Annotated in this window: 22 protein-coding genes; 6 read left to right on the top strand and 16 right to left on the bottom strand. The window is 64.9% G+C overall.

Annotated elements, in window-relative coordinates; translation table 11 throughout:
• Nucleotides 1–376: 376 nt before the first annotated feature.
• Nucleotides 377–910 (top strand): GcrA family cell cycle regulator, encoded by a 534-nt coding sequence (locus tag B9Z03_RS10135; RefSeq protein ID WP_085464099.1) that lies wholly within the window; start codon nt 377–379, stop codon nt 908–910.
• A 50-nt stretch (nt 911–960) separates the two neighbouring features.
• On the opposite strand, the gene B9Z03_RS10130 is transcribed toward B9Z03_RS10135, so the two are convergent.
• The 3 genes from B9Z03_RS10130 to B9Z03_RS10115 all read right to left on the bottom strand — a co-directional run bounded on the left by B9Z03_RS10130 (nt 961) and on the right by B9Z03_RS10115 (nt 3848).
• Nucleotides 961–1407 (bottom strand): hypothetical protein, encoded by a 447-nt coding sequence (locus B9Z03_RS10130; RefSeq protein ID WP_085464098.1) that lies wholly within the window; start codon nt 1405–1407, stop codon nt 961–963.
• A gap of 380 nt (nt 1408–1787) precedes the next feature.
• A complete protein-coding gene (gene phoU / locus B9Z03_RS10120; RefSeq protein WP_085464096.1) occupies nt 1788–2510 on the bottom strand; it encodes a phosphate signaling complex protein PhoU in 723 nt (240 codons plus the stop codon).
• A gap of 84 nt (nt 2511–2594) precedes the next feature.
• Nucleotides 2595–3848, bottom strand: a complete 1254-nt coding sequence (locus B9Z03_RS10115) for an ATP-binding protein (protein WP_085464095.1) — start codon at nt 3846–3848, stop codon at nt 2595–2597.
• A 137-nt stretch (nt 3849–3985) separates the two neighbouring features.
• On the opposite strand from B9Z03_RS10115, the gene ppk2 reads away from it, so the two are divergent.
• Nucleotides 3986–4876, top strand: coding sequence for a polyphosphate kinase 2 (gene ppk2, locus B9Z03_RS10110; RefSeq protein WP_085464094.1), 891 nt, complete (start codon nt 3986–3988; stop codon nt 4874–4876).
• On the opposite strand, the gene B9Z03_RS10105 is transcribed toward ppk2, so the two are convergent.
• Nucleotides 4842–6809 (bottom strand): glycosyltransferase family 2 protein, encoded by a 1968-nt coding sequence (locus B9Z03_RS10105; protein WP_176247488.1) that lies wholly within the window; start codon nt 6807–6809, stop codon nt 4842–4844. The two genes, ppk2 and B9Z03_RS10105, sit on opposite strands and share 35 nt — an antisense overlap.
• 281 nt (nt 6810–7090) lie before the next feature.
• On the opposite strand from B9Z03_RS10105, the gene B9Z03_RS10100 reads away from it, so the two are divergent.
• Complete coding sequence (locus tag B9Z03_RS10100; RefSeq protein ID WP_085467587.1) at nt 7091–7915, top strand: transporter substrate-binding domain-containing protein; 825 nt, start codon at nt 7091–7093, stop codon at nt 7913–7915.
• Here the strand turns inward: B9Z03_RS10100 and B9Z03_RS10095 are convergent.
• A complete protein-coding gene (locus B9Z03_RS10095) occupies nt 7909–8724 on the bottom strand; it encodes a sterol desaturase family protein (protein ID WP_085464092.1) in 816 nt (271 codons plus the stop codon). The genes B9Z03_RS10100 and B9Z03_RS10095 overlap by 7 nt on opposite strands.
• Nucleotides 8724–9137 carry a tellurite resistance TerB family protein gene (locus tag B9Z03_RS10090; protein ID WP_085464091.1) on the bottom strand — a complete coding sequence of 138 codons (414 nt, stop codon included), beginning with the start codon at nt 9135–9137 and terminating at the stop codon, nt 8724–8726. The genes B9Z03_RS10095 and B9Z03_RS10090 overlap by 1 nt, the downstream gene beginning before the upstream one ends.
• An 87-nt stretch (nt 9138–9224) precedes the next feature.
• On the opposite strand from B9Z03_RS10090, the gene B9Z03_RS10085 reads away from it, so the two are divergent.
• The 3 genes from B9Z03_RS10085 to B9Z03_RS10075 all read left to right on the top strand — a co-directional run bounded on the left by B9Z03_RS10085 (nt 9225) and on the right by B9Z03_RS10075 (nt 11677).
• Nucleotides 9225–9491, top strand: coding sequence for a type II toxin-antitoxin system Phd/YefM family antitoxin (locus tag B9Z03_RS10085; protein ID WP_176247487.1), 267 nt, complete (start codon nt 9225–9227; stop codon nt 9489–9491).
• Entirely contained in the window at nt 9488–9925 is a 438-nt protein-coding gene (locus tag B9Z03_RS10080) for a hypothetical protein (protein ID WP_085464089.1), read from the top strand. Before B9Z03_RS10085 ends, B9Z03_RS10080 begins: the two co-directional genes overlap by 4 nt.
• Before the next feature lie 75 nt (nt 9926–10000).
• Entirely contained in the window at nt 10001–11677 is a 1677-nt protein-coding gene (locus B9Z03_RS10075) for a lysine--tRNA ligase (protein ID WP_085464088.1), read from the top strand.
• On the opposite strand, the gene B9Z03_RS10070 is transcribed toward B9Z03_RS10075, so the two are convergent.
• The 10 genes from B9Z03_RS10070 to B9Z03_RS10025 all read right to left on the bottom strand — a co-directional run bounded on the left by B9Z03_RS10070 (nt 11640) and on the right by B9Z03_RS10025 (nt 22575).
• Entirely contained in the window at nt 11640–12365 is a 726-nt protein-coding gene (locus tag B9Z03_RS10070) for a thermonuclease family protein (RefSeq protein ID WP_085464087.1), read from the bottom strand. The genes B9Z03_RS10075 and B9Z03_RS10070 overlap by 38 nt on opposite strands.
• Nucleotides 12366–12643: 278 nt before the next feature.
• Nucleotides 12644–13288 (bottom strand): S24 family peptidase, encoded by a 645-nt coding sequence (locus B9Z03_RS10065; protein ID WP_085464086.1) that lies wholly within the window; start codon nt 13286–13288, stop codon nt 12644–12646.
• Between the two features lie 83 nt (nt 13289–13371).
• Complete coding sequence (locus tag B9Z03_RS10060; RefSeq protein ID WP_085464085.1) at nt 13372–13989, bottom strand: 2-hydroxychromene-2-carboxylate isomerase; 618 nt, start codon at nt 13987–13989, stop codon at nt 13372–13374.
• 62 nt (nt 13990–14051) lie between these two features.
• Nucleotides 14052–14591 (bottom strand): thioesterase family protein, encoded by a 540-nt coding sequence (locus B9Z03_RS10055; RefSeq protein WP_085464084.1) that lies wholly within the window; start codon nt 14589–14591, stop codon nt 14052–14054.
• A 142-nt stretch (nt 14592–14733) separates the two neighbouring features.
• Nucleotides 14734–16953, bottom strand: coding sequence for a 3-hydroxyacyl-CoA dehydrogenase NAD-binding domain-containing protein (locus tag B9Z03_RS10050; RefSeq protein WP_085464083.1), 2220 nt, complete (start codon nt 16951–16953; stop codon nt 14734–14736).
• Nucleotides 16954–17150: 197 nt separating this feature from the next.
• On the bottom strand, nt 17151–18359 hold the full coding sequence (locus B9Z03_RS10045; protein WP_085464082.1) for an acetyl-CoA C-acetyltransferase: 1209 nt from the start codon (nt 18357–18359) through the stop codon (nt 17151–17153).
• A gap of 64 nt (nt 18360–18423) precedes the next feature.
• A complete protein-coding gene (locus B9Z03_RS10040) occupies nt 18424–18879 on the bottom strand; it encodes an OsmC family protein (RefSeq protein WP_085464081.1) in 456 nt (151 codons plus the stop codon).
• A gap of 7 nt (nt 18880–18886) precedes the next feature.
• Nucleotides 18887–20059, bottom strand: coding sequence for an acyl-CoA dehydrogenase family protein (locus B9Z03_RS10035; RefSeq protein ID WP_139832218.1), 1173 nt, complete (start codon nt 20057–20059; stop codon nt 18887–18889).
• A 65-nt stretch (nt 20060–20124) separates the two neighbouring features.
• Nucleotides 20125–21921 carry an acyl-CoA dehydrogenase C-terminal domain-containing protein gene (locus B9Z03_RS10030; protein ID WP_085464080.1) on the bottom strand — a complete coding sequence of 599 codons (1797 nt, stop codon included), beginning with the start codon at nt 21919–21921 and terminating at the stop codon, nt 20125–20127.
• A 183-nt stretch (nt 21922–22104) separates the two neighbouring features.
• A complete protein-coding gene (locus tag B9Z03_RS10025; protein WP_085467585.1) occupies nt 22105–22575 on the bottom strand; it encodes a MerR family transcriptional regulator in 471 nt (156 codons plus the stop codon).
• Between the last annotated feature and the right edge of the window lie 181 nt (nt 22576–22756).

Here is a 22756-nt window from a genome sequence, read left to right as displayed (position 1 = left end):
CCCGGCTTCCGGCACGGACCTTGTTTTCGCCGAATTCAAACCCCAAATCAAAAAAGCCGCCCGAGGGGCGGCCTGCTGGCGGAATATTGGTTTTTTCGCCCGCAATGTCAATGCGGGGATCGCAGTGGACGCGTGCCGCCCGATGCTTTGCCGGTCTGTCGACAGGCACCCTGCCCCAAGTTGGGGAAAACCAAAAAATCCGATTCGTGTTGCATCCGGGACTCTTGTCACGGAGTCCACCGACCGGTAGTTTAAGGACAACAAAATACCAGATTTCGTGCGGCGGACCAATCAATCCGAATAGATGTGGTGTTGCCCGGTTTACCGGGTTGCTTTTGGATTCCTGCTCCGCACGACTTCGCGAGGATCGTGATAGATGAACTGGAATGACGAGCGCGTCGAACTTCTCAAGAAGCTTTGGAGCGAGGGCCTGAGCGCCAGCCAGATCGCGGCGAGCCTCGGTGGCGTCAGCCGCAATGCGGTGATTGGCAAGGTCCATCGGCTCAAGCTGTCGAGCCGCGGGCGGGCGACCGCCGCGCCGGCACGGCAAAAGAAGGCGCCGAAGGCTGCCGTGAGCGCCGGCAGCGTGTCGAAGTCGGCTGGACGCATGTCGAGCCAGACCCGTTCCATGCCCGCTTCGATCGGAGCCACGGCGCTTCAGGTGCAGTTCGACACCGAGGCGGTCGCCCAGACCTATATCCGCCCGGTGCAGAACAACGTCGTCGTGCCGATCTCGCGCCGGCTGCGCCTGGTGGAGCTGACCGAGCGCACCTGCAAGTGGCCCAACGGCGATCCCCTCAGCGAGGACTTCTCCTTCTGCGGCAACGAGTCCGCCGAGACGGGCCCCTACTGCAAGTATCACGCAAAACTGGCCTTCCAGCCCGCCGCCGAGCGCCGTCGGAACCGATAGGCGGCGCTATTCCTGAGCTTTTCCGGATGCATAAGATCTGACCGCGGAGGTCAGGTCGAGCGGCGGACGGTGCGGACACTTCCCATCCGATGGCTTTCCGCCATATGGCTCGTGACCGCTCTGAACCAGTCGCTCGGAAGCGCGCCGACGCAGCTGTCCCGAGCGCCCGGGAGTAGCGACAGATGACTTGCCGGACGCAAGTCCGGTCCAGGCCAGGCGAATATGTTCAGCTCGTCCGTATAGATCCACGACGGCTTGCTATCGAGGCCGAGGTGCCGCTTGAGCTTCGCTGGGACCTCAAGTGCCCGTCTCCCGTCCGGCGGCATGTGGGAGATGCCCAGGACGAACGCGACTGGAGTCGGACCGATGTCGCGCCGTGCCATGACGATCGCCGCGGGGTAGACCTTCTCGCCGTCTTCCCGGCGGCCCGCTTTGGACAGCCAGAGATATTCATAGGCGATGACCGACCCGACGGGTGGCGTCGCCGGGATCTTCAACGATCGCTCCTAGCGATCAGAGGTCGATGGAGAGCGGCTCGTAGTGTCCTCATCCGGAATGTCGTCGAGATTATATGGTCGGTCGGTCTCGACCTCCGATCGGAGGATCAGGTCGATATCCCCGACGGACAGGGCGCTGGCCGAAATTGCCCTCCGGTAGGACGACCACATTGCCTCGAAAAGAGGCGCAGAGACGAGAAACGCAGTCGTCCTGCCATATCGGGTAATTTCCACCGGCCCTTCGTACGAACGGTCGTGCCATTCGCCAAAGTTCTTCTGAAGCTCGCTTGCCGGAACGGTTACCATCTGCCTGCTCCATAAATCATCCGTATGTTACGGAACATACGGATGATTGTCAAATGAGCTTGTTCTCAGTGCGCTCAATCGTCCACCAGGTCCTCGAGCATCACCTTGTGGCTCTTGTCCTCCTTCGGGCGTTCCGGCGGCATTTGCTGGCCGGTGACGACGTAGTAGACCGTCTCGGCGATGTTGGTGGCATGATCGCCGATGCGCTCGATGTTCTTGGCGCAGAACAGGAGATGGGTGCAGGCTGTGATGTTGCGCGGGTCTTCCATCATGTAGGTGAGGAGTTCGCGGAACAGCGAGGTGTACATCGCGTCGATCTGGTCGTCGCGGTCGCGCACGAACGAGATCCTGTCCATCGAGCGCGACGCGTAGGTGTCGAGCACCTCCTTGAGTTGGGTCAGCGCGAGTTCGGCGAGCGCCTCCAGGCCCCGGAACAGGCTGAGCGGCTGCTGGGTCTCGGTCACCGCGACGACGCGCTTGGCGATGTTCTTGCCGAGGTCGCCAACACGCTCGAGGTCGCCCGAGATGCGGATCGCCCCGATGATCTCGCGCAGGTCGTCGGCCATCGGCTGGCGCTTGGCAATCACGACGATCGCCTTCTCGTCCACCTCGCGCTGGCCCTCGTCCAGCACCGCATCGTCCTCGACCACCTTCTTCGCTAGCCCGAGGTCGGAGGTGACGAGCGCCTGCACGGCCTGCTCGACCATCCGCTCCGCATGGCCGCCCATCGCAGCGATCCGGCTCGCCAGATATTTCAGGTCGGAATCATAGGCCCGAACGATGTGCTGCGTTTGCATTGAGCGACTTCAAACCTCCGACAGGTTGAATCGACACGCTAAAGCATGGCGATGACGGAAAAAAGAAGCCGTCATATGTTTCATTCAGATGCCGGCGGGCGGGAAATGAACCGTGAAGGTCGCCCCCTCGCCCGGCCGCGACCCGATGGTAAGGCGCGCCCGGTGACGGGTCAGGATGTGCTTGACGATCGCGAGGCCGAGACCCGTTCCTTTCTGGCCGCGGCTCGTCTCGACGTCGACGCGGTAGAAGCGCTCGGTCAGGCGCGGAATGTGTTCTTCCGGGATGCCAGGACCATGGTCGCGCACGGAGACATCGATGCCGTTCTGCTGCCCGGCGCGGTTGACCGTCACCTCCACCAGCCCGCCGCTGCGACCGTATTTGCAGGCATTTTCGAGCAGGTTCTCGAACACCTGGATAAGTTCGTCGCGGTTGCCCGCCACGATCAGCGGATCGCCACCGAGGGCCGCGTCGATCCGCACCCCGGACTCCTCCGCCAGCGGATTGAGCGCGTCGATGACGCCCTCGATCAGCGGCTTGAGGTCCACCCTGTCAGACGGGCTGAGATAGGGCTTCATTTCCAGCCTGGACAGCGAGAGCAGGTCGTCGATCAGCCGCGCCATGCGCGCGGTTTGAGTCTGCATGATCTGGAGGAACTGCTCGCGCGCCGCCGGATCGTCCTTTGCCGGCCCGCGCAGCGTCTCGATGAAGCCCGCGATCGAAGCCAGGGGCGTGCGCAGTTCGTGGCTTGCATTGGCGATGAAATCGGCCCGCATGCGGTCGATGCGGCGGATCTCGCTCTGGTCCTTGAAGATCATCACGAGCCGGTCGCCGCCGTCGCCCACGGGCGACACGGCCACACGGAAGAAACGCTCCACCGGCACCTTCTCGGAATAGTCGATCGACAGCGGTCGGCCCTGCGCCAGCGCCCTGGCGAGCATCTCCTGCATCTCCGGCGCCCGGAAGCGCAGCGACAGCGACGTGCCCGTCGACAGGCCCGGAAAGGCCACCGCGCAGGCGCTGTTGACGTGGACGACAGAGCCGCTGCGGTCGAAGATGACCATCGGGTCGCTGACGGCGGCGGCCAATGCCTCGGCGGTCATCGAGGCCAGCGCCGGCCGATTGGCCTCCGCCTCCCTGTCCGCCCGGCGCTCGCGAAGACTGCGGCGCGGCGCAAACGCGGCCACGGCGACAACGATCGCGCAGACGGCGGCCGCAAGGCCGTAGCCCGCGGCGCCCTGCGAGGCGACGAGAAAGACGCCGGCAATGGAGGCGACGAGGATCCAGCGCGCCGACAGGAGGCGGTGCGTCACGTTTTCGCCCAGGCCGGAACCTTCCATCTGCCCCTCGGCAAACCCGCGGCCCACGCGGCCGGCACCTCGTCCATCCTGGACCGTCATGGTCCGGCGACAACGCGCTTTACGCGCGTCGCCCCTCCCAATAGCATGAGTTGAAACGAGAAAAAGGTGCCCGCAGCATGGCGAAGACCGACGACCAGCCGTCCGAGAAGGTGAAACTCAAGATCGGAGGCAAGGAGCGGACCTTCGACGTCGGCAATCCAAAGCTGCCGGACTGGGTGGAGAAGAACGCGCTGAAGTCGGGTGGCTATCCCTACGACGACAAGCTGGCGAACAAGGAATACGACAAGGCGGTCGAGACGCTCCAGATGGAGCTCGTGAAGCTGCAGCACTGGCTTCAGGAGACAGGCGAGCGGGTGATGATCGTGTTCGAGGGGCGCGACGCCGCCGGCAAGGGCGGAACGATCTTCGTTGTCCGACAATTCATGAACCCCCGCACCGCGCGCAACGTCGCGCTCACCAAGCCGACAGAGACCGAGCGCGGGCAGTGGTATTATCAACGCTATGTGAAACATTTTCCGACGGCCGGTGAATTCGTGACCTTCGACCGTTCCTGGTACAATCGCGGCGGCGTCGAGCCGGTCATGGGCTTCTGTACGCCCGAGCAGCACGAGAAATTCCTCGACGAGACGCCCCACTTCGAAGAGCGCATCACCAAGGAAGGAATCCGCTTCTTCAAGTTCTGGCTTGGCATCGGTCAGGAGATGCAGTTGAAGCGCTTCCACGACCGGCGGCATTCGCCGCTTAAGAACTGGAAGTTCTCGCCGATCGACATCGCCGGCATGAAGCTGTGGGACGACTACACCAAGGCCCGAGACACGATGCTCACGCGGACCCACAGCGCCCATGCGCCATGGACGATCGTGGCCGCGAACGACAAGCGCAGGGCCCGGGTCGCGGTGATGCGGCGCCTGCTCCGCTCGATCCCCTATGCCGGACGCGACATGGCCGTCATCGGTGCGGAAGATCCGAAGATCATCGGCGACGGCCCGGCGTTCCTCGGACTGTAGCCCGGCCAGCCCTCGCCTCCCCGCCGCGAAGCCGGCGCCGCGCATGCGGCGTCTTCTCCCAGTGATGCGGGCGGGTGAACAGCTGGAAGAGCGCGCGCCAGGCGGCGGCGGACATCATGATCCAGTAGAGCGGCGTGAACAGCACGACCTTCCAGAAACCTCGCCGCGACGACCGCCGGCTCGCGCGCCAGCCGAGCAGCAGGAACGCGCCGTACCCCAGGACGAGGTTGAAGGCGTCCATGGCGAAGAAGAAGAGCTGCATCGGCGTCAGTCCGCCAGTTGCGATCGCCCTTGCCGCAAGAAAAATCCCCGTCACGAGCAGCATGGGATGCAGCAGCGACGAGACGAGCAACCCCGCCAGCAGGATCTGGACCGCGGCGAAAGACCGTAATCCGATATCGGATGCGAGTTCCGCCGGGTCGCGCATGTGGACGAGCCATGTCTGCGCCCACCCTTTCAGCCAGCGCGTGCGCTGCTTCAGCCAGACGATCGGCTGTTCCGGCGCCTCCTCCCCGGTGGGAGAGAAGATCACGCCCGTCCGATAGCCGTGCCGCGCGAGACGGACGCCGAGGTCCGCATCCTCGGTGACGTTGTAGGGGTCCCACGCGCCAACCTCTTCGAGCGCGGAGCGGCGGAAATGATTGGACGTGCCGCCGAGGGGAAGAAACAGCCCCTTCCGCGCGAGATAGGGCAGGAAGCGGTGAAACAGGGCCGCGTATTCGAACGCGAACATGCGCGGAAGGATGCCCGCCGCGCCATTGTCGATCTCAAGCGGCGCCTGCAGGCAGGCAAGATCCTCGTCCTCCGCCTGGAAGCGGCTCCAGGCCTCGTAGAGCTGGAGCGGATGCGGCCGATCCTCCGCATCGTAGACGGCGATGAATTCGCCGCGGGTGAGCGGAAGCGCGTAGGTCAGCGCGTTGGGCTTGGTGCCGGGCATGCCGCGCGGCACCTCGATGATCTCCGCCCAGGGACGAAGGCCGTGCGCACGCAGCGCCTCGATCGTGCGGCGGTCGTCGTCCTCGCAGACGAACTTCACCTCCAGCCGCGCCCTCGGCCAGGAGATACGTCCGAGCGCGGACAGGAGGTCCGGCAACACGTCCGTCTCGTCGCGCAGCGCCACGAGGATCGAATAGACCGGCAGCGTCGCCGGATCGAGGCCGACCGCGCTCACCCGCGGCCGGGCGACCTTTCCGAACGCAGCGGCGAGCCGGATCCAGACGCAGCAGAAAAAGAAGAAGGTCGCGCAAAAGTGCAGGGCGAGCAGCGCCCTCACCGGGGCGAGGGCGAACGCCGTCGCAAGGCCGACGACGAGGCCGCCGAACAGCGTTCCCTGCCAGCCGTTGACCACCAGCCTGGCGGAAAAGCGCGGCTGGGCCGCGAACAGCCCGTCGCGCGTCGCCGCCGCGAGGCGCGGGGCGGCTATCTCGATCAGCGCGCGGCGAACGACCGACGGAGGCACGATGCAGATGCGCTCGGCAAGCGCTGGCGCATCCTGGATCAGGCGCCGCATGCGGGGACAATCGCCGGGCCTTGGCGCCGTGACATATGTGACGAAGCCGCCGGCGCCGATCACCTGGAGCAGCCGGGATCGGTTGCTTTTCAGCAGTTCGAGCGCGTCGCCGGCGTCGATCCGCAACTCACGAGACGCAAGCTGCGGACGAAACGCCAGGCCGAGCTTCATCGCGATCTGACGGTAGAGCGTATTTTCGTCCACGGCGCCCGAGGCAAGAAGCTCGTCAGGCAGGCTGGTGCCGCAGCGTTCGGCCGTGAGGGCGAGATCGGCCGCACGCCGCGGCGAGACCCCCAGCCGCCGCAGCAGCGCCGACCATTCGTCGAGCTCGGCGCGCGCCCCTGGCGTGAGCGCAGGCAGCCGTGCGCCGAACGCAGCCGTCGCCGTCCTTCCCCCCGCATCCGACACGTCCGCGACGGACAAGCGCGCCCCCGCAGCATAGCGCACGCGCGCACACATCCGGCGCCGCGCACTGCCCCGATCCAGAACTGCTCATGCATGTTGATCGGCCGCTGCCCCAAGCAACCGAATTCCCCAATGGGTTGCACTCTTGCAAAGACGCACCCTTCCGTCAATGCCGGCATTTCTCCGCGTGATGCGGTCCCGTGCCGACGTTTGCCGCAATCCCGCGCCATGCTATGTCGCATCGATAATTTCACGCCGGCCCGATCCGGTGGAGACAGCCGGAGAGCTTCTTGACACGACTGCTGGCGATCCTGGCCGTCCTGACCACGCTGTGCGGCGCGGCCCTGTCCGCGGAGCCGCAGATCCCCAATTTCTGGGATCCGAAGGAGCGGCTGCCGAAGCCGCAGCTCGAAGGGCTCCAGCGACTGCGCTTCCTGACCACAGTCGATTTCCCGCCCTTCAACTACATCGATTCCGAAGGCCGGCTTGCCGGCTTCCACGTCGATCTGGCGCGGCGCATCTGCGCCGAGCTCGGTGTCAGCGACAAGTGCCAGATCCAGGCTTTGCCGTGGGCCGAGCTAGAGGATGCGCTCGCAAAGGGCGACGGCGAGGCGATCCTGGCAGGCCTTGCGATCACGCCCGCGACCAGGGAAAGCTACGTCTTCACCCGGCCATACCTCCAGTTCCCTGCCCGCTTTGTCATGCAGAAGGCGAACGCGGTGGCCGAGCCTCTCCACGTCGCCCTGTCCGGCAAGCGCATCGGCGTCATGGCCGGCTCGGCGCATGAGCAGATCCTGCGCAGCTATTTCGGCGACGTGAAGCCGGTCACCTACAGCCGTACCGAATGGCTCTACGAAGACCTGCGTGCCGGCAAGATCGATGGCGCATTCGGCGACGGAATGCGGCTGTCGTTCTGGCTCGTCGGCTCGGACTCGCAGGCGTGCTGCCGGTTCGTCGGCGGCCCTTACCTCGCGCCGGAGCAGCTCGGCCTCGGTCTCGCGATCGCGGTCAGGCCATCGGATGCCGCTCTTGCCGACGCTTTCAACTTCGCGCTGCGAGAGCTGCAGGCCAACGGCACTTTCGCCGAGCTCTATCTGCGCTATTTCCCCGTCAGCTTCTACTGACCGTTGCGCCGGAAAGGCAGTCGCATCGACCACGAAAGGGACGCGGATTCGTTGTCCCGCCACTCGGCGAGCCCGATGTCCATCGCTTCGTGTCCCTTGGCCGGCTGGTCATTATAGGTGCCGAACAGCCTGTCCCAGAAAGGAAAGTTGAAGCCGTAGTTGGAATCCGTTTCCCGCCGGATGGTCGAGTGGTGAACCCGGTGCATGTCCGGCGTCACAACGAGCCGCCTGAGCGCACGGTCGAAGGCAAGCGGCAGGCGGACATTGGAATGGTTGAACATCGCCGTCCCGTTCAGCACGATCTCGAACACCAGCACCGCGACGACCGGAGGTCCAAGCAGGACGACGACCGCGGCCTTCCAGACCATGGACAGCAAAATCTCCAGCGGGTGGAAACGCAGCCCTGTCGTGACGTCGAAACCGTTGTCGGCGTGGTGCATGCGGTGGATGCGCCACAACAACGGGATCTTGTGGCTCGCCAGATGTTCGAGCCAGACGGCGAAGTCGAGAATGATGAACGCAAGGATTCCCGCGACGAGCGGATCGAGACCGATCGCGCGGAAGATGCCCCAGCCGTTCGCCTGCGCCCAGACCGCGGCGCCCACGGCGGCCGCTGGGAACACGATCCGCAGAAGGACGGAAGACAGCACGACCATCGACAGGTTCGTGAACCAGCGCCTTGTCTTCAGTGCGCCAACCATCTCGGGCCGTTCGAGCCGCGGCGAGAGGAGTTCGAAGACGGCCATGCCGCCGAAGATCGCGAGAAACGCCGCGAGGCGGACCGCACCTTCGGAGGGCAGCGCGTCCATCAGGTCAGCGTGCGATGGCGCGCCTTGGCGGAAATCTCGATGGCGCGCGCCGTGTCGGCATCTATCGCCAGCCAGGACCGCAGGCGCTCCAGCACCCGACGCTCCTCCAGCCGCATCTCCCGGTCGACGACCGCAACCTCGACGGCGGCGGCATAGGCCGTGTCGTGCAGGTGAAGCGGGACGCTCTCGAGCACCATACCGAACACCTTGTCGAGCCCGCCCTCCTCCTGCAGCAGCTTCTGGCAGTCGCGCGCAGCCTCGACCAGGTGGCTGGAATCATAGTCCATGAAGATCGGCCATGACTGCACGGAATCGCCGATATGGGCGAGCTCGGCATCGTTCATCTCCCGATCCGAGGCGGAGGTCACCACCATCAGGTAGATCAGGGCTTCATGGGCGGAGGGTTTTGGCACGATGCGGTTCCTATGCTATGGACGGGAAGGTAGGCGGCGTGTTTGTCCGTTACAAGCGCCGAACAGTTGCCAGGAAAGATGGCTGTGATGACCAGGATCGTCTCGACTAGCGAGTTTCAGAGGGATTTCGAGCGTTTTCAAGAAGAAGCCAAGGCTGAGCCGATCGCGATCTCTCGTGACGGGCACGCGGAATCCGTGCTGATGTCGGCAGAAATGTATGACCTCGTTGTAAGGGGCCGCATCGCTCGTTCGGTCGCCGACTTCGACGAAGCGACGCTTGAAGCGATCCGTAACAGCAAGGTCCCGCAAGAGTTCGATCATCTCGACGCTCTGCTTGGCGACTGGAAGCCTTGACCTTACCGGTTCCCATTCCCGGTTTAGTCATCAACTATTCGTATCTATGGTGGTCAGAAGACCGCGCCGGACTGGACGAGGGCGTCAAGGACCGGCCTTGCGTGATCGCTGCAATGCGCAGCCTGGAAACGCGCCTGCTCGTCGCAACGGTATTGCCCATCACACACGCGGTTCCAAAACAAAGCGACGAAGCAGTCGAAATGCCGCCACAACTCAAGGCGCATCTCGGTCTTGACGGCGAGCGATCTTACGTCGTGGTCACGGAGGCCAACGACTTTATCTGGCCCGGCCCGGATTTACGGCCTGTGTCGCGAGGCAAGTCGGGACTATTTCATTTTGGAGTGCTTCCACCGCGTTTCTTCGCTCACATCCGCGATCTGCTGCTCAAGATGCATTCCGAGGCTCGGTTGAAGCGTGTGTCACGTACCAGTTGATCCGGCTTTTCCTTGACACCGTCGGACAAATGCACCTAGCAAGCCGCGCCGAAGCCGGCCAACAAGGTAGATGTCATGACCGCCCCCGCTCCCCTCATCACGCCCGAGATCGTTGCCGCGGCGCATGAGAGCAAAGCCTGGCCCTTCGAGGAGGCGAAGAAGATCGTCGCCCGCTACAAGGGGCGCGACTGGCCGCAGACGATCCTGTTCGAGACCGGATACGGACCGTCGGGCCTGCCGCATATCGGCACGTTCGGCGAGGTGGCGCGCACCTCCATGGTGCGGCACGCCTTCCGCGTGCTGACCGAGGACAAGGTGCCGACGCGGCTCCTTTGCTTCTCCGACGACATGGACGGCATGCGCAAGATCCCGGACAACGTGCCGGACCGCGCCTTCCTCGAACCCTATCTGCACATGCCGCTCACCGTCGTGCCCAATCCGTTCGGCGGCGACTATGAGAGCTTCGGCCATCACAACAATGCGATGCTGCGCCGCTTCCTCGATACGTTCGGCTTCGACTACGAATTCGCCAGCGCCACCGACTATTACAAGTCCGGCCGGTTCGATGCGGTGTTGCTGAAGGCCGCCGAAAAGTACGACGACATCATGAAGGTGATGCTGCCCACCCTCGGCCCCGAGCGCCAGGCGACCTACAGCCCCTTCCTGCCGATCTCGCCGAAGACCGGCCGGGTGCTCTACGTGCCGATGAAGCATGTGGATGCGAAGGCCGGCACAGTCACCTTCGAAGACGAGGACGGCACCGAGACGACGCTGCCCGTGACGGGAGGCGCGGTGAAGCTGCAGTGGAAGCCCGACTTCGGCATGCGCTGGGCGGCACTCGGTGTCGACTTCGAGATGTTCGGCAAGGATCATCAGACCAATGCGGCAATCTACGACCGCATCTGCGTGATTCTGGGCGGGCATGCGCCGGAACACTTCGTCTACGAGCTCTTCCTGGACGAGGTCGGCCAGAAGATCTCCAAGTCGAAGGGCAACGGACTGACGATCGACGAGTGGCTGACCTACGCGCCGACCGAGAGCCTCGGCCTCTACATGTTCCAGCGGCCGCGGCAGGCGAAGAAGCTCTATTTCGACGTCATCCCGAAGGCGGTGGACGAGTATTACTCGTTCCTCTCCGCCTATCCGCGGCAGGACTGGAAGGAGCGGCTCGGCAATCCGGTCTGGCACATGCATGACGGCCAGCCGCCGGTGATCGATCTGCCGGTGACCTTCGCGCTGCTGCTCAACCTCGTCAGCGCCTCGAATGCGCATGACCGCAACGTGCTGTGGGGCTTCATCTCGCGCTATGCGCCCGGTGTCACCGCCGACACGCATCCTGAGCTCGACAGGCTCGCGGGCTACGCGATCCGCTACTACGATGACTTCGTGAAGCCGTCCAAGGTCTATCGCGCCCCGGACGACGTGGAGCGTGCAGCGTTGACGCAGCTTGCCGGCAAGCTGCGCGCCCTGCCCTCGGGCACCGACGGCGAGGCGATCCAGAACGCCGCGCTTGATGTGGCCCGAGAGATCGAGCGCTACCAGGATCACGAGAAGAAGAGCCCGACCGGCGGGCCCGGCGTCTCGGGCGCGTTCTTCCAGATGATCTACCAGGTGGTCATCGGCCAGGAGCGCGGACCGCGCTTCGGTTCCTTCGCGGCCCTCTATGGCGCCAAGGAAACCGCGGCCCTCATCGATCGCGCACTGGCGGGCGAGCTCAGCGGAGCGGCGAAGACGGCGGCGGCAGCGGGCTGAGACCGGGCGAGGCCTCGCCCGGCCCGGCAGCTTCCGGCTGGGCCTCAGGCTGCTCCTCCGATGCGCCCTCCCGGGGCGGCGTGACGATCTCGGACGGTAGGATCGATATGTCGCTGGCGCCCGCCGGCGCCTGCGCGGCCCCACTCGCCGGGACATCGACCGGAGGCGAAAGCTCGGGCGGCAGGGCGGCCGGACCCTTGCCGTAAATCCCGCGACCGGCATCCTGCGCGGCCCTGGCCTTGCCGGCATATTTGTCGCCGTTTGCGCGCGCCCATCCGTTCTCGACCAGCCATTCGCCGATGTCGCGCGGACCAATGCGGCAGGTCGTCGACAGCCGGTCGGGAACCTCGCCCTCGGGGAAGTCGCAGGTCACCGCGCGGCTGCGCAGGAAAGAGCGGAACGCGGTGCGCGCAGCGCGGCCGCACGGCCATTCGCCGCCTTCCGGGCGTATGCAGGTTTCTGCATCTCCCACGACATCGACATCCGAGATGGTGATCGTGCGCCCGCCCGCTGCGATCACGCCCGCGGCCTCGGCGACAGGCTGGAACAGGAGAGGTTTCGGCGGCGGCTTCTTCGGCGGCGCGGCCGGCGCGATCACGCTCAGCGGCGGACGCGGATCGACGCGCTCGAGCGTGCCCGGATCGACCGGCGGAACGGCGATGATCGACGGTGCGACCGTGCGCGGCAACGGAGCGGCCGGCGGAGGCGATTGCGGGGCCGGAACAGGCTCTGCCTGGGCTGTGACCGAAGGCGCCGGAGGCGGAGCTGGCGGCCGAGCGGCCTTCGCCGGTTCAGGTGGCACCGCAGGCATGGGCGCCGGCCGTTCCGGCACAGACTGGCGGATCTCGCTCGCCGGGTCCGGGCGCGGCTCCTGCCGGCCGAAACTGTAGGCCGTGACCGCGAGGGCTGCGACGGCGCCGGCCAGTCCGACGGCCGAAATGAGGAGGGGGAGGCTCCGCACCGGGCCTACTGGCTGGCCCAGACGATGCGCGCCACCCAGGCGATCTCGGTCGTCGGCACCGTGCGAACGGGATGCTCGGGGTTCAGCGACATCAGTTCGATCGCGCGGCTCGTCCGCCGTTCGAGCACCTTGGCCATCACCTCACCGCCATGGGTCTTCACCACCACGCGGTCGCCGCGGCGGATGTTTGCGTTGGGATCGACTATCAGCCGGTCTCCATGGCGATACAAAGGCAGCATGGAATCACCCTGCACCTGAAGTGCGTAGGCGCCGTCGCGGGCGCCAGCGGGAATCTCGACCAGATCCCACCCCTGCCCCGCCGGGAAGCCGGCGTCGTCGAAGAAGCCGCCCGCCCCCGCCTGCGCGAAGCCGACCAGCGGCACCGAGGCAGGCTGCGTCGGCAGTCTGTCCGAGGCCGCCGGCCCTCGCACGAGATTGATGAACTCCTCGAGCGAGGCTCCCGTCGCCTCCATCACCTTGGCGAGCGATTCGGTCGACGGCCAGCGCGGGCGACCGTCCACCGACTGCCGCTTGGATTTGTTGAACGCCGTCGAATCAAGCCCGGCGCGCTTGGCGAGGCCGGACGCGGACAGCGAATAGCGCTCCGCGAGCGCGTCGATGGCAGCCCAAACACGATCATGCGAGAGCATAGGCTCGTCCACGAACAGGAAAAAATACCTTTGCCTTTATGTAACTCCCCGCTCCGGGAGTGTCCAGTCGCGAGGCGCGTAACTCACAGCGGCTTGAACGGCGCCCGGCCGGACGAGAGGGCGCGATCGAGCAGATCGATCCGGTCCTGACCCCAGAAAGGCTCGCCAGCGAGCACGTAGGAGGGAACGCCGGTCGCATCCACGTCGACGGCGTCCTGTGTGTTTCGCGCCCGGATCGCAGCGGTCTCCGGATCGTTCGCACGAGTCAGGATCGCGTCAGCGTCGAAGCCCGCGGCCGTCAGCAGTCCGGCCACCGTCGCTTCGTCCGCAATGTTCTTTTCATCGGCCCAGACCGCGCTGAAGACGCTGTCCATATAGGGCAGCGGGTCCCCGCCGGACTGGAGGATCGCGATGATCGTGTGATCGGCCAGCGTCGGATTGACGGGGAAGAATTTCGGCTTCGGGTTGAGCCTGCGCCCGCGCATCTCGGCGAAGCGCTGGAGCTCGATGAAACGATAGCGCTGGCGCACCGCGGGCCGCTCGCCGAGCGCGACCTGGCCAGACACCTTGAACATCTCACCGAGATTGACCGGCTTCACGACCAGCGTCGCGCCATGGCGTTCGGCCACCTGCTGGATGGGACGGTGGCCGAGATAGGTCCAGGGGGATACGCAGGTCAGGTAGTAGTCGATGGTGGGCATGTGCGGCTTATCCTCGTCGGTTGCGAGCGGCGCAGCACACTAGATTGACCTATGGCCTGCCATCAACCCTTCGCCAATGCGCGCAGTCCCGCGTGCGAGTCCATGAAGATGCGCTCCTCCTCGGTCGGGGGGCGCGGCGTGAAATCGTGGCCGAGGATGGAAATGATCTCATCGATCGGCACGAAGCGCCTCTCCGAAGAATCATACACGCCGGCGGTGGTCATCACGAGCGCGGCCGTGCGGCCGTCGTCCAGCACGAAGCGGTGGCGGCCGATCACCTGGGTGTCTTCCCAGGTCTCCACCGTCGAGACGACCTCAAACCACTTCCAGAGCCGGATCTCGCGAACGTAGACCGCCTGCAGGCCGCCCATCATCGGCGCCCAGCGGCGCTCGCGCGCGAGCTTGATCAGGCCGGCGCGCTGGAAGATGTCGATGCGGCCGATATCGGCCAGCATCATGTAGCGTGCATTGTTCAGATGAAGGTTCGTGTCGATGTCCGTCGGCAGGCAGCGAAACGACAGGCGGCTTTCGCCTCCCATCCGGTAGGGCCCACGCGACCTGGCAGTGAGCATCGTCCGCGCCAGGCGGCCCCAGACGTACATGCAACGACTCCGCGTCTCCTTCTCCCCGTTCTACGGGGAGAAGGTCGTCCGAAGGACCGGATGAGGGGCTGCGCCGGCATTCGGGGACGTTTGCGCTGCCCCCAACCTACCTGTCGGCATCCTCCCCCGGGGGAGAGGAAAGCTACGCCGCCTTCTTCGCTTCGTCCTTGTAGGGATTGAAGCGCTGGTAGAACGTCTCGCCCTTCTCGGCCATGTCGACGAGAAGCTTCGGCGCCTTGAACTGCTTGCCGTACTGCTTCTGCAGGTCCTTGGCGAGCTTGACGAAGGCCTTGGCCCCCATGCCGTCGATGTAGGACAGAGCGCCGCCCGTGTAGGGCGCGAAGCCGAAGGCGAGGATCGAGCCGACATCCGCCTCGCGCGGATCGACCACGATGCCTTCCTCCATCACGCGGGCAGCCTCCAGAGCGATCGTCACGAGGAAGCGCTGCTTCAGCACCTCGACGTCGATCTTGTCCGGATCCTGCTGCTTGTAGAGGTCCTTGAGGCCGGGCCAGAGCTTCTTCTTCGCGGGCTTCGCCGGGTAGTCGTAGAAGCCCTTGCCGTTCTTGCGGCCGAAGCGGCCATGCGTGTCGACCATCGTGTTGATCAGCGCGAACTGCTCCTGGTCGACGGCCTTCTCGCCGAGGTCGCGGATGGTCTGCTTCATGATCTTCTGCGCGAGGTCGACCGCCGTCTCGTCGGTCAGTGCCAGCGGTCCGACCGGCATGCCGGCCATCTTCGCCGCGTTCTCGATCATCGCCGGCGGCACGCCTTCGATGAGCATCTGGTAGCTCTCCGACATGTAGCGCAGCACGCAGCGGTTGACGTAGAAGCCGCGCGTGTCGTTGACCACGATCGGCGTCTTCCTGATGGCGCGGACATAGTCGATCGCCATGGCGACGGCCTTGTCGCCCGTCTTCTTGCCGAGAATGATCTCGACCAGCATCATCTTGTCGACCGGCGAGAAGAAGTGGATGCCGACGAAGTTCTTCGGCCGCTTCGAGTTGGTCGCGAGCGAGGTGATCGGAATGGTCGAGGTGTTGGAGGCGAAGATCGCCGCCGGCTTGAGCACGGCTTCCGCCTTCTCGGTCACGCCCTTCTTGATCTCGGAATCCTCGAACACGGCCTCGACCACCATGTCGCAGCCGTCGAGCAGCGCGTAGTCGTCGGTCGCGGTGATGAGAGCGAGCAGCTTCTCCTTCTGCTCGGCCGTCGCGCGGCCCTTCTTGATCAGCCCGTCCATCAGGCCGGCGGAATGCGCCTTGCCTTTCTCGGCGGCCGGGATGTCCCGGTCGATGAGAACGACCGGAATACCCGCCTGCGCGGTGACATAGGCGATGCCGGCACCCATGAAGCCGGCGCCGAGCACGCCGATTTTCTTGAACTTCGTCTCCGGCACGCCCTCCGGACGGCGCGCGCCCTTGTTGAGCTCCTGCAGCGACACGAACAGCGAGCGGATCATCATCGCCGCCTCGGTCGTCTGCATGATCTCGGTGAAGTAGCGCTGCTCGATCCTGAGCGCGGTGTCGAACGGCACCAGAAGTCCCTCATAGACGCACTTCAGGATCGCCGACGCGGCGGGATAGTTGCCGTAGGTCTCGCGGCGCAGGATGGCGATCGCCGGCGGCCAGAGATTGGCGCCGGCAGCGGAATAGACCGGACCGCCGGGCAGCTTGAAGCCCTTCTCGTCCCAAGGCTGCACCGGCTTCAGGCCGCCCTTGATCAGGTCCTTGGCCGCCTCTACCAGCTTGTCCGCCGGAGCCACGGCGGTGATCAGGTTCATCGCCTTGGCCTTGGCCGGCGACAGGTTCTGGCCGGAGGTGAGCATCTGGAGCGCCGCCTGCGTATCAGCGAGCCGCGGCACGCGCTGGGTGCCGCCGGCACCGGGGAACAGGCCGACCTTGATCTCCGGCAGGGCCATCTTGACCTTGTCCGAGTCGGCGGCGACGCGGGCGTGGCAGGACAGCGACAGCTCGAACGCGCCGCCCATGCAGGTGCCGTTGATCGCCGAGACCCACGGCTTGCCGCTGGTCTCGAGCTTGCGGAACAGCTGGCTCATGTAGCCGGCATTGTCGAACAGGGCCTTGGTCGCCTTGTCGGCATCCTTCAGCTTTTCCTTGGCGAAGACGCCGAGCATGCGCTGGAGCATGGTCAGGTCCGCGCCGCCGGAGAAGCTGTCCTTGCCGGACGTGATGACGGCGCCCTTGATCGCGGCGTCGGCCTTGACCTCGTCGACGATCTTGTCGAGCTCGCGCATCACCTCCTCGGTGAAGACGTTCATCGAGCGTCCGGGCATGTCCCAGGTGACGAGCGCAATGCCGTCGGCGTCGGTTTCGACCTTGAAGTTGGTGTAGGTGCTCATGTGGAGATCTCCCTCCTGGAATTTCGGTTTCGTCAGCGGACGGGCGCGACGGTGAAGCTGCGTCCCTCTCCCCGTTCACGGGGAGAGGATGCCGGCAGGCAGGTGAGGAGCGGCGCGAACCTGCGACCGCTGTCTCCTGCCCCTCATCCGGCCCTTCGGGCCACCTTCTCCCCGCGGGCGGGGAGAAGAAAGAGACGTCAGACGCGCTCGATGATCGTCGCGGTGCCCATGCCGGCGCCAATGCACAGCGTGACGAGAGCGGTGTTGAGGTCGCGGCGCTCCAGCTCATCGAGCACGGTGCCGAAGATCATCGCGCCGGTAGCGCCCAGCGGATGGCCCATGGCGATCGCGCCGCCGTTGACGTTCATCTTCGAGTGGTCGATGTCGAAGGCCTGCATGTAGCGCAGCACGACCGAGGCGAAGGCCTCGTTGAGCTCGAACAGGTCGATGTCCGAGAGCTTCATCTTGGCCTGCTTCAGCAGCTTCTCGGTCACGTCGACCGGTCCGGTCAGCATGATCGCAGGCTCCGAGCCGATATTGGTGAAGGCCCTGATGCGGGCGCGCGGCTTGAGGCCCATCGCCTTGCCGCCCTTCTTGGAGCCGAGCAGCACCGCGGCCGCGCCATCGACGATGCCGGACGAGTTGCCGGCGTGGTGGACGTGGTTGACCTCCTCCAGCTCCGGATAGCGCTGGATGGCGACCGCGTCGAAGCCGCCCATCTCACCGGGGATGGTGAAGGACGGATTGAGCGAGGCGAGCGACTGCATGTCGGTCGACGGCCGCATATGCTCGTCATGGTCAAGGATGGTCAGGCCGTTCTGGTCCTTGATCGGCACGACCGAATTCTTGAAGTAGCCCTCCTCCCAGGCCTTCGCGGCGCGCTTCTGGCTCTCGACCGCATAGGCGTCGACGTCGTCGCGCGAGAAGCCGTATTTGGTGGCGATCACGTCGGCCGACACGCCCTGCGGCACGAAGTAGGACGGCAGGCCGACCGAGGGGTCCATGAACCAGGCGCCACCCGACATGCCCATGCCGACGCGCGACATCGATTCGACGCCGCCCGAGATCACGATGTCGTCCTGGCCGGCGGCGATCTTCGCAGCACCCAGGTTGATGGCGTCGAGGCCCGAGGCGCAGAAGCGTGACAGCTGGATGCCGGGCGCCTTGGTGTCGTAGCCGGCCTCGAAGGTCGCCGCGCGCGGGATCACCGAACCTGCCTCGCCGACCGGGTCGACGCAGCCGAAGACGATGTCGTCGACCGTGCCCGTGTCGAGCCCGTTGCGGTCGCGCACCGCTTCCAGAACCTTGGCCGCCAGGCGCACCGCCGGCACTTCGTGCAGGGAACCGTCCTTCTTGCCGCGTCCGCGCGGCGTGCGGACGGCGTCGTAGACATAAACCTCAGCCATTTCCTTGCTCCAGTTTCTCATTGCGCCGCGCGGGGCGGCGGCAGGCATTGCGTCGGCTGGCGGATCAGGCGGCCGGCTCGACGGTAATCTCGGTCTTCACCGAATTGGCGATGAAACAGGCCTCGTGCGCCTTGTGGTGGATCGCGTCGAGGTCGCCGGCCTCGCCGGATACTTCGACCTTCGGCCGCAGCGTCACTTTGGTGATCGACGTGCGGCCGGCAGCGTCCGTTTCCATGATGCCTTCGGCCTTGTCCTCGTAGGACAATACCTCGACCTTGGCGCGGCGGGCGAAATCCAGGAACCACAGCATGTGGCAGGACGCGATCGAGGCGACGAACATCTCCTCCGGGTCGACGCCGACCGGATTGGAGAACGGCTCGCGTACGATGTCGGGCGAGGGCGAGCCCATGATGGTCGTGCCGCCGTCGAAGGCGATCTCGTGCACCCGCGTATAGCGGCCGAGCGAGAAGTGGTCCCCTTCGTCCTGGCTCCAGCGGAGCGTGGCGGTGTGCTTCGACATGTCGACCTCAGAGGCTCCGGGCGATCAGCACCTTCATGATCTCGTTCGTGCCGCCATAGATACGCTGCACGCGCGCGTCGCGATACATACGGGCGATCGGAAACTCATTCATGAAACCGTATCCGCCAAAGAGCTGGAGGCATTGGTCCACGACCTTGCCCTGCAGGTCGGAGAGCCAGTATTTCGCCATCGAGGCTGTCACCGGGTCCAGCCCGCCATTGATGTGGCGCTCGACGCAATCGTTGTAGAAGACCCGGCCGACGGTCGCCTCGGTCTTCAACTCGGCGAGCTTGAACTGGGTGTTCTGGAATTCCAGGATCGATTTGCCAAACGCCTTGCGCTCCTTGACGTAGTCGATCGTCAGCGCCAGCGCCTTCTCGATCACCGAGATCGCCGTGGTGCCGATCTGCAGCCGCTCCTGCGGCAGCTGCTGCATCAACTGGACGAAGCCCTGCCCTTCCTCGTGGCCGAGCAGGTTCGACGTCGGCACGCGGACGTCGTTGAAGAACAGCTCCGACGTGTCGTTCGACTTCAGCCCGATCTTGTCGAGATTGCGGCCGCGCTCGAAGCCCTCGACCTCGTCGGTCTCGACCACGATCAGCGACGTGCCCTTGGCGCCCTTCGATGGATCGGTCTTGGTGACGACGATGATGAGGTTGGCGAGCTGGCCGTTGGTGATGAAGGTCTTGGAGCCGTTGATGCGATACTGGTTGCCGTCTTTGTCGGCCCGCGTCTTGACGCCCTGCAGGTCGGAGCCTGCGCCAGGCTCCGTCATCGCGATGGCGCCGATCAGCTCTCCGGTCGCCATCCTCGGCAGCCAGCGCTTCTTCTGCTCCTCGGAGCCGTAATGCAGGATGTAGGGCGCGACAATGGAATTGTGCAGCCCGATGCCGAAGCCATCGACGCCGACATGGCTGATCGCCTCGATGATCGCACTCTCATGCGCGAAAGTGCCGCCGGAGCCGCCATATTCCTCTGGCATCGAGGCGCAGAGCAGCCCCGCCGCGCCGGCCTTCTCCCAGCTCTCGCGGTCGAAGATCTCGTTCTTCTCGAATTCCTCGTAGCGCGGCGCGATTTCCTCTGAGAGAAAGCGCGTCGCCATGTCGTAGAGCATGGCGACGTCGTCGGTCACCCAGCGGGGCTTCGGCAGGTCAAGGACGGTTGCGGGATCTGCGGCCACTGGGTTCCTCCTGGCAGATGGCTTTATATAGTTCAAGCTTGAACAAAAGCAAGCACAAACGCCGCCTAGAAGGCCTCCGCCGGCAGCTTCATCATCGTCTCGGCGCCGGTCGACAGGCGGGCGAGATGCGCCGCCGTCTCGGGCATCACGCGCTCCATGAAGTAGCGGCCCGTGACCAGCTTCGTCTCGTAGAACGATGCGTCGCCGTTGGCGCCCCCGGCGAGCTTTTCGTGCGCGGTCTTCGCCATCTGCCCCCACATGTAGCCGAGCGCGACGAGGCCGAAGAGATGCATGTAGTCGGTCGAGGCCGCGCCCGCATTGTCGGGGTTCGCCATGCCGTTCTGCATCAGCCACATCGTGGCGGCCTGGAGGTCGTTCAGGCCCTTCTTGAGCGACTTGGTGTAGGGCGCCATCTTTTCGTCGGAGCGGTTCGCCTCGCAGAACTCTCCGACCTCCTTGAAGAAGGCCTGCACGGCGCGCCCGCCGTTCATGGCAAGCTTGCGGCCGACGAGATCCAGCGCCTGGATGCCGTTGGCGCCCTCGTAGATCATGGCGATGCGCGCATCGCGCACGAACTGGCTCATGCCGTGCTCTTCGATGTAGCCGTGGCCGCCGAAGACCTGCTGCGCCATCACCGCGTGGTCAAAGCCCTTGTCGGTCAGCACGCCTTTGATGATCGGGGTCATCAGGCCCATGTGGTCGTCGGCCGCCTGGCGCTCCTTGTCGTCGCCGGAGCGGTGCGCGACGTCGGACTTGATCGCGGTCCACAGGATCAGCGCGCGGCCGGCCTCATTGAACGACTTCATCGTCAGCAGGCTGCGGCGGATGTCCGGATGGACGATGATCGGGTCGGCCTTCTTGTCCTTGGCCTTGGCGCCGGTCAGCGAGCGGCCCTGGATGCGCTCCTTCGCGTAGGCGACGGCGTTCTGGTAGGCGATCTCGGACACCGAAAGCCCCTGCAGGCCGACGCCGAGGCGTGCCTCGTTCATCATCACGAACATGGCCTTGAGGCCGCCGTTCTCCTCGCCGAGGAGGAAGCCGCGCGCGCCGTCATAGTTCATGACGCAGGTGGCATTGCCGTGGATGCCCATCTTCTCCTCGATCGAGCCGCAGGAAACCGCGTTGCGGTCGCCGATCGAACCGTCCTCGCCGAGGTTGAACTTCGGCACGATAAACAGCGAAATGCCCTTCACGCCATCCGGCGCACCTTCGATGCGGGCGAGCACCAGGTGGACGATGTTCTCGGACATGTCGTGCTCGCCGGCCGAGATGAAGATCTTCTGGCCGGAGATTGCATAGGAGCCGTCGCCGTTCGGGACTGCCTTCGAGCGCAGCAGGCCGAGGTCGGTGCCGCAATGCGGCTCGGTCAGGTTCATCGTGCCCGTCCAGATGCCTTCGGCCATCTTCGGCACATAGGTGGACTTCTGCTCATCCGAGCCGTGGGCGAGGATCGCGGCGATCGCGCCCTGGGTCAGGCCCGGATACATCATCAGTGCCATGTTGGCGGACGACATGTATTCGCCGACGGCCGAGTGCACCGTATAGGGCAGGCCCTGCCCGCCATATTCGGCCGGTATGGAGAGACCAAGCCAGCCGCCCTCGCGATAAGCGTCGTAGCCGTCCTTGAAGCCCTTCGGCGTCGTCACCGTGCCATCGTCATGGCGTTCGCAGCCTTCGATGTCGCCGACGCGGTTCAGCGGATGCAGCACGTTCTCGGCCAGCTTCGCAGCCTCGCCCAGGATCGCCTCGAGGATGTCGGGCGTGGCGTCGGAGAAGCCCGGCAGGTTCGAATACCGCTCGTAGCCGAGCACCTCATTCAACACGAAAAGCGTATCCTGAACCGGCGCGCGGTAAGTCGGCATCTATTCCTCCAATGGCAGATCAGCATTCCGCCCGGCGGATGCGCCGGAAGGCGGATGTCTCGTTTAGGGTCCTCTAGCAAATATTGACGTTTGCGTAAACGTCAATATTTGCCGCAGGACATAAAAAACGAACGGCCGCCCCGCGGGACGGCCGTGGCAAAAATGCCGGAAGAGGAAGAGCGATCAGCCGTTCGCAGCGACTGGCTGACGGCTTGCCAGCGCCTTGCGCGCGGTGTCCATCGCCTTGGTCAGATCGTCGATCGCCTCGTCGAGAGCCTCGCGCTGCTTGAGCAGTCGGCCCATCTGCTTCTCCGACTTGTCGAGCACCACCTTCAGCTGCTTCGTGTTCGGCCCCTTTGGATCATAGAGGTCGATCATGTGCTTCACGTCGCGAAGCGTGAAGCCGACCTTGCGGCCGAGCAGGATCAGACGGAGGCGGGCACGGTCGCGGCGGGTATAGAGCCGGGTCGTGCCTTCGCGTTTCGGATTGAGGAGCCCCTTGTCCTCGTAGAAGCGCAGGGTGCGCAGCGTGACACCGAACATCTTGGCCATGTCGCCGATGCGGGCGAGATCCTCGCCATGCTCGGCAGATGCCCCGGTGGAACCATTTTCAAACGCATTCGCGGCGGTGTCAGCCGCCAGGACCAGTTTCATCATTGTTCTTGTGTCCGTTGCTAAAGGGTGCATCGGCGCCGGTGCGGCGACGCACGAAAGGTATGTCGCCGCGGCCGGCGAATCATCCTCGGTTTGACGATAAGAGTAAAGAGCGCGAGAAATGTGGCGTTCTTACGTTTACGTAAAGCATATACTGACGCTTCGCCGGCCAATCAAGTGA

Origin of the sequence: Mesorhizobium australicum (assembly GCF_900177325.1) — a bacterium.
Taxonomy (GTDB): domain Bacteria; phylum Pseudomonadota; class Alphaproteobacteria; order Rhizobiales; family Rhizobiaceae; genus Mesorhizobium_A; species Mesorhizobium_A australicum_A.
Note: the sequence above shows the minus strand (reverse complement) of the source record. Positions and strands in the feature narration are given on the sequence as shown.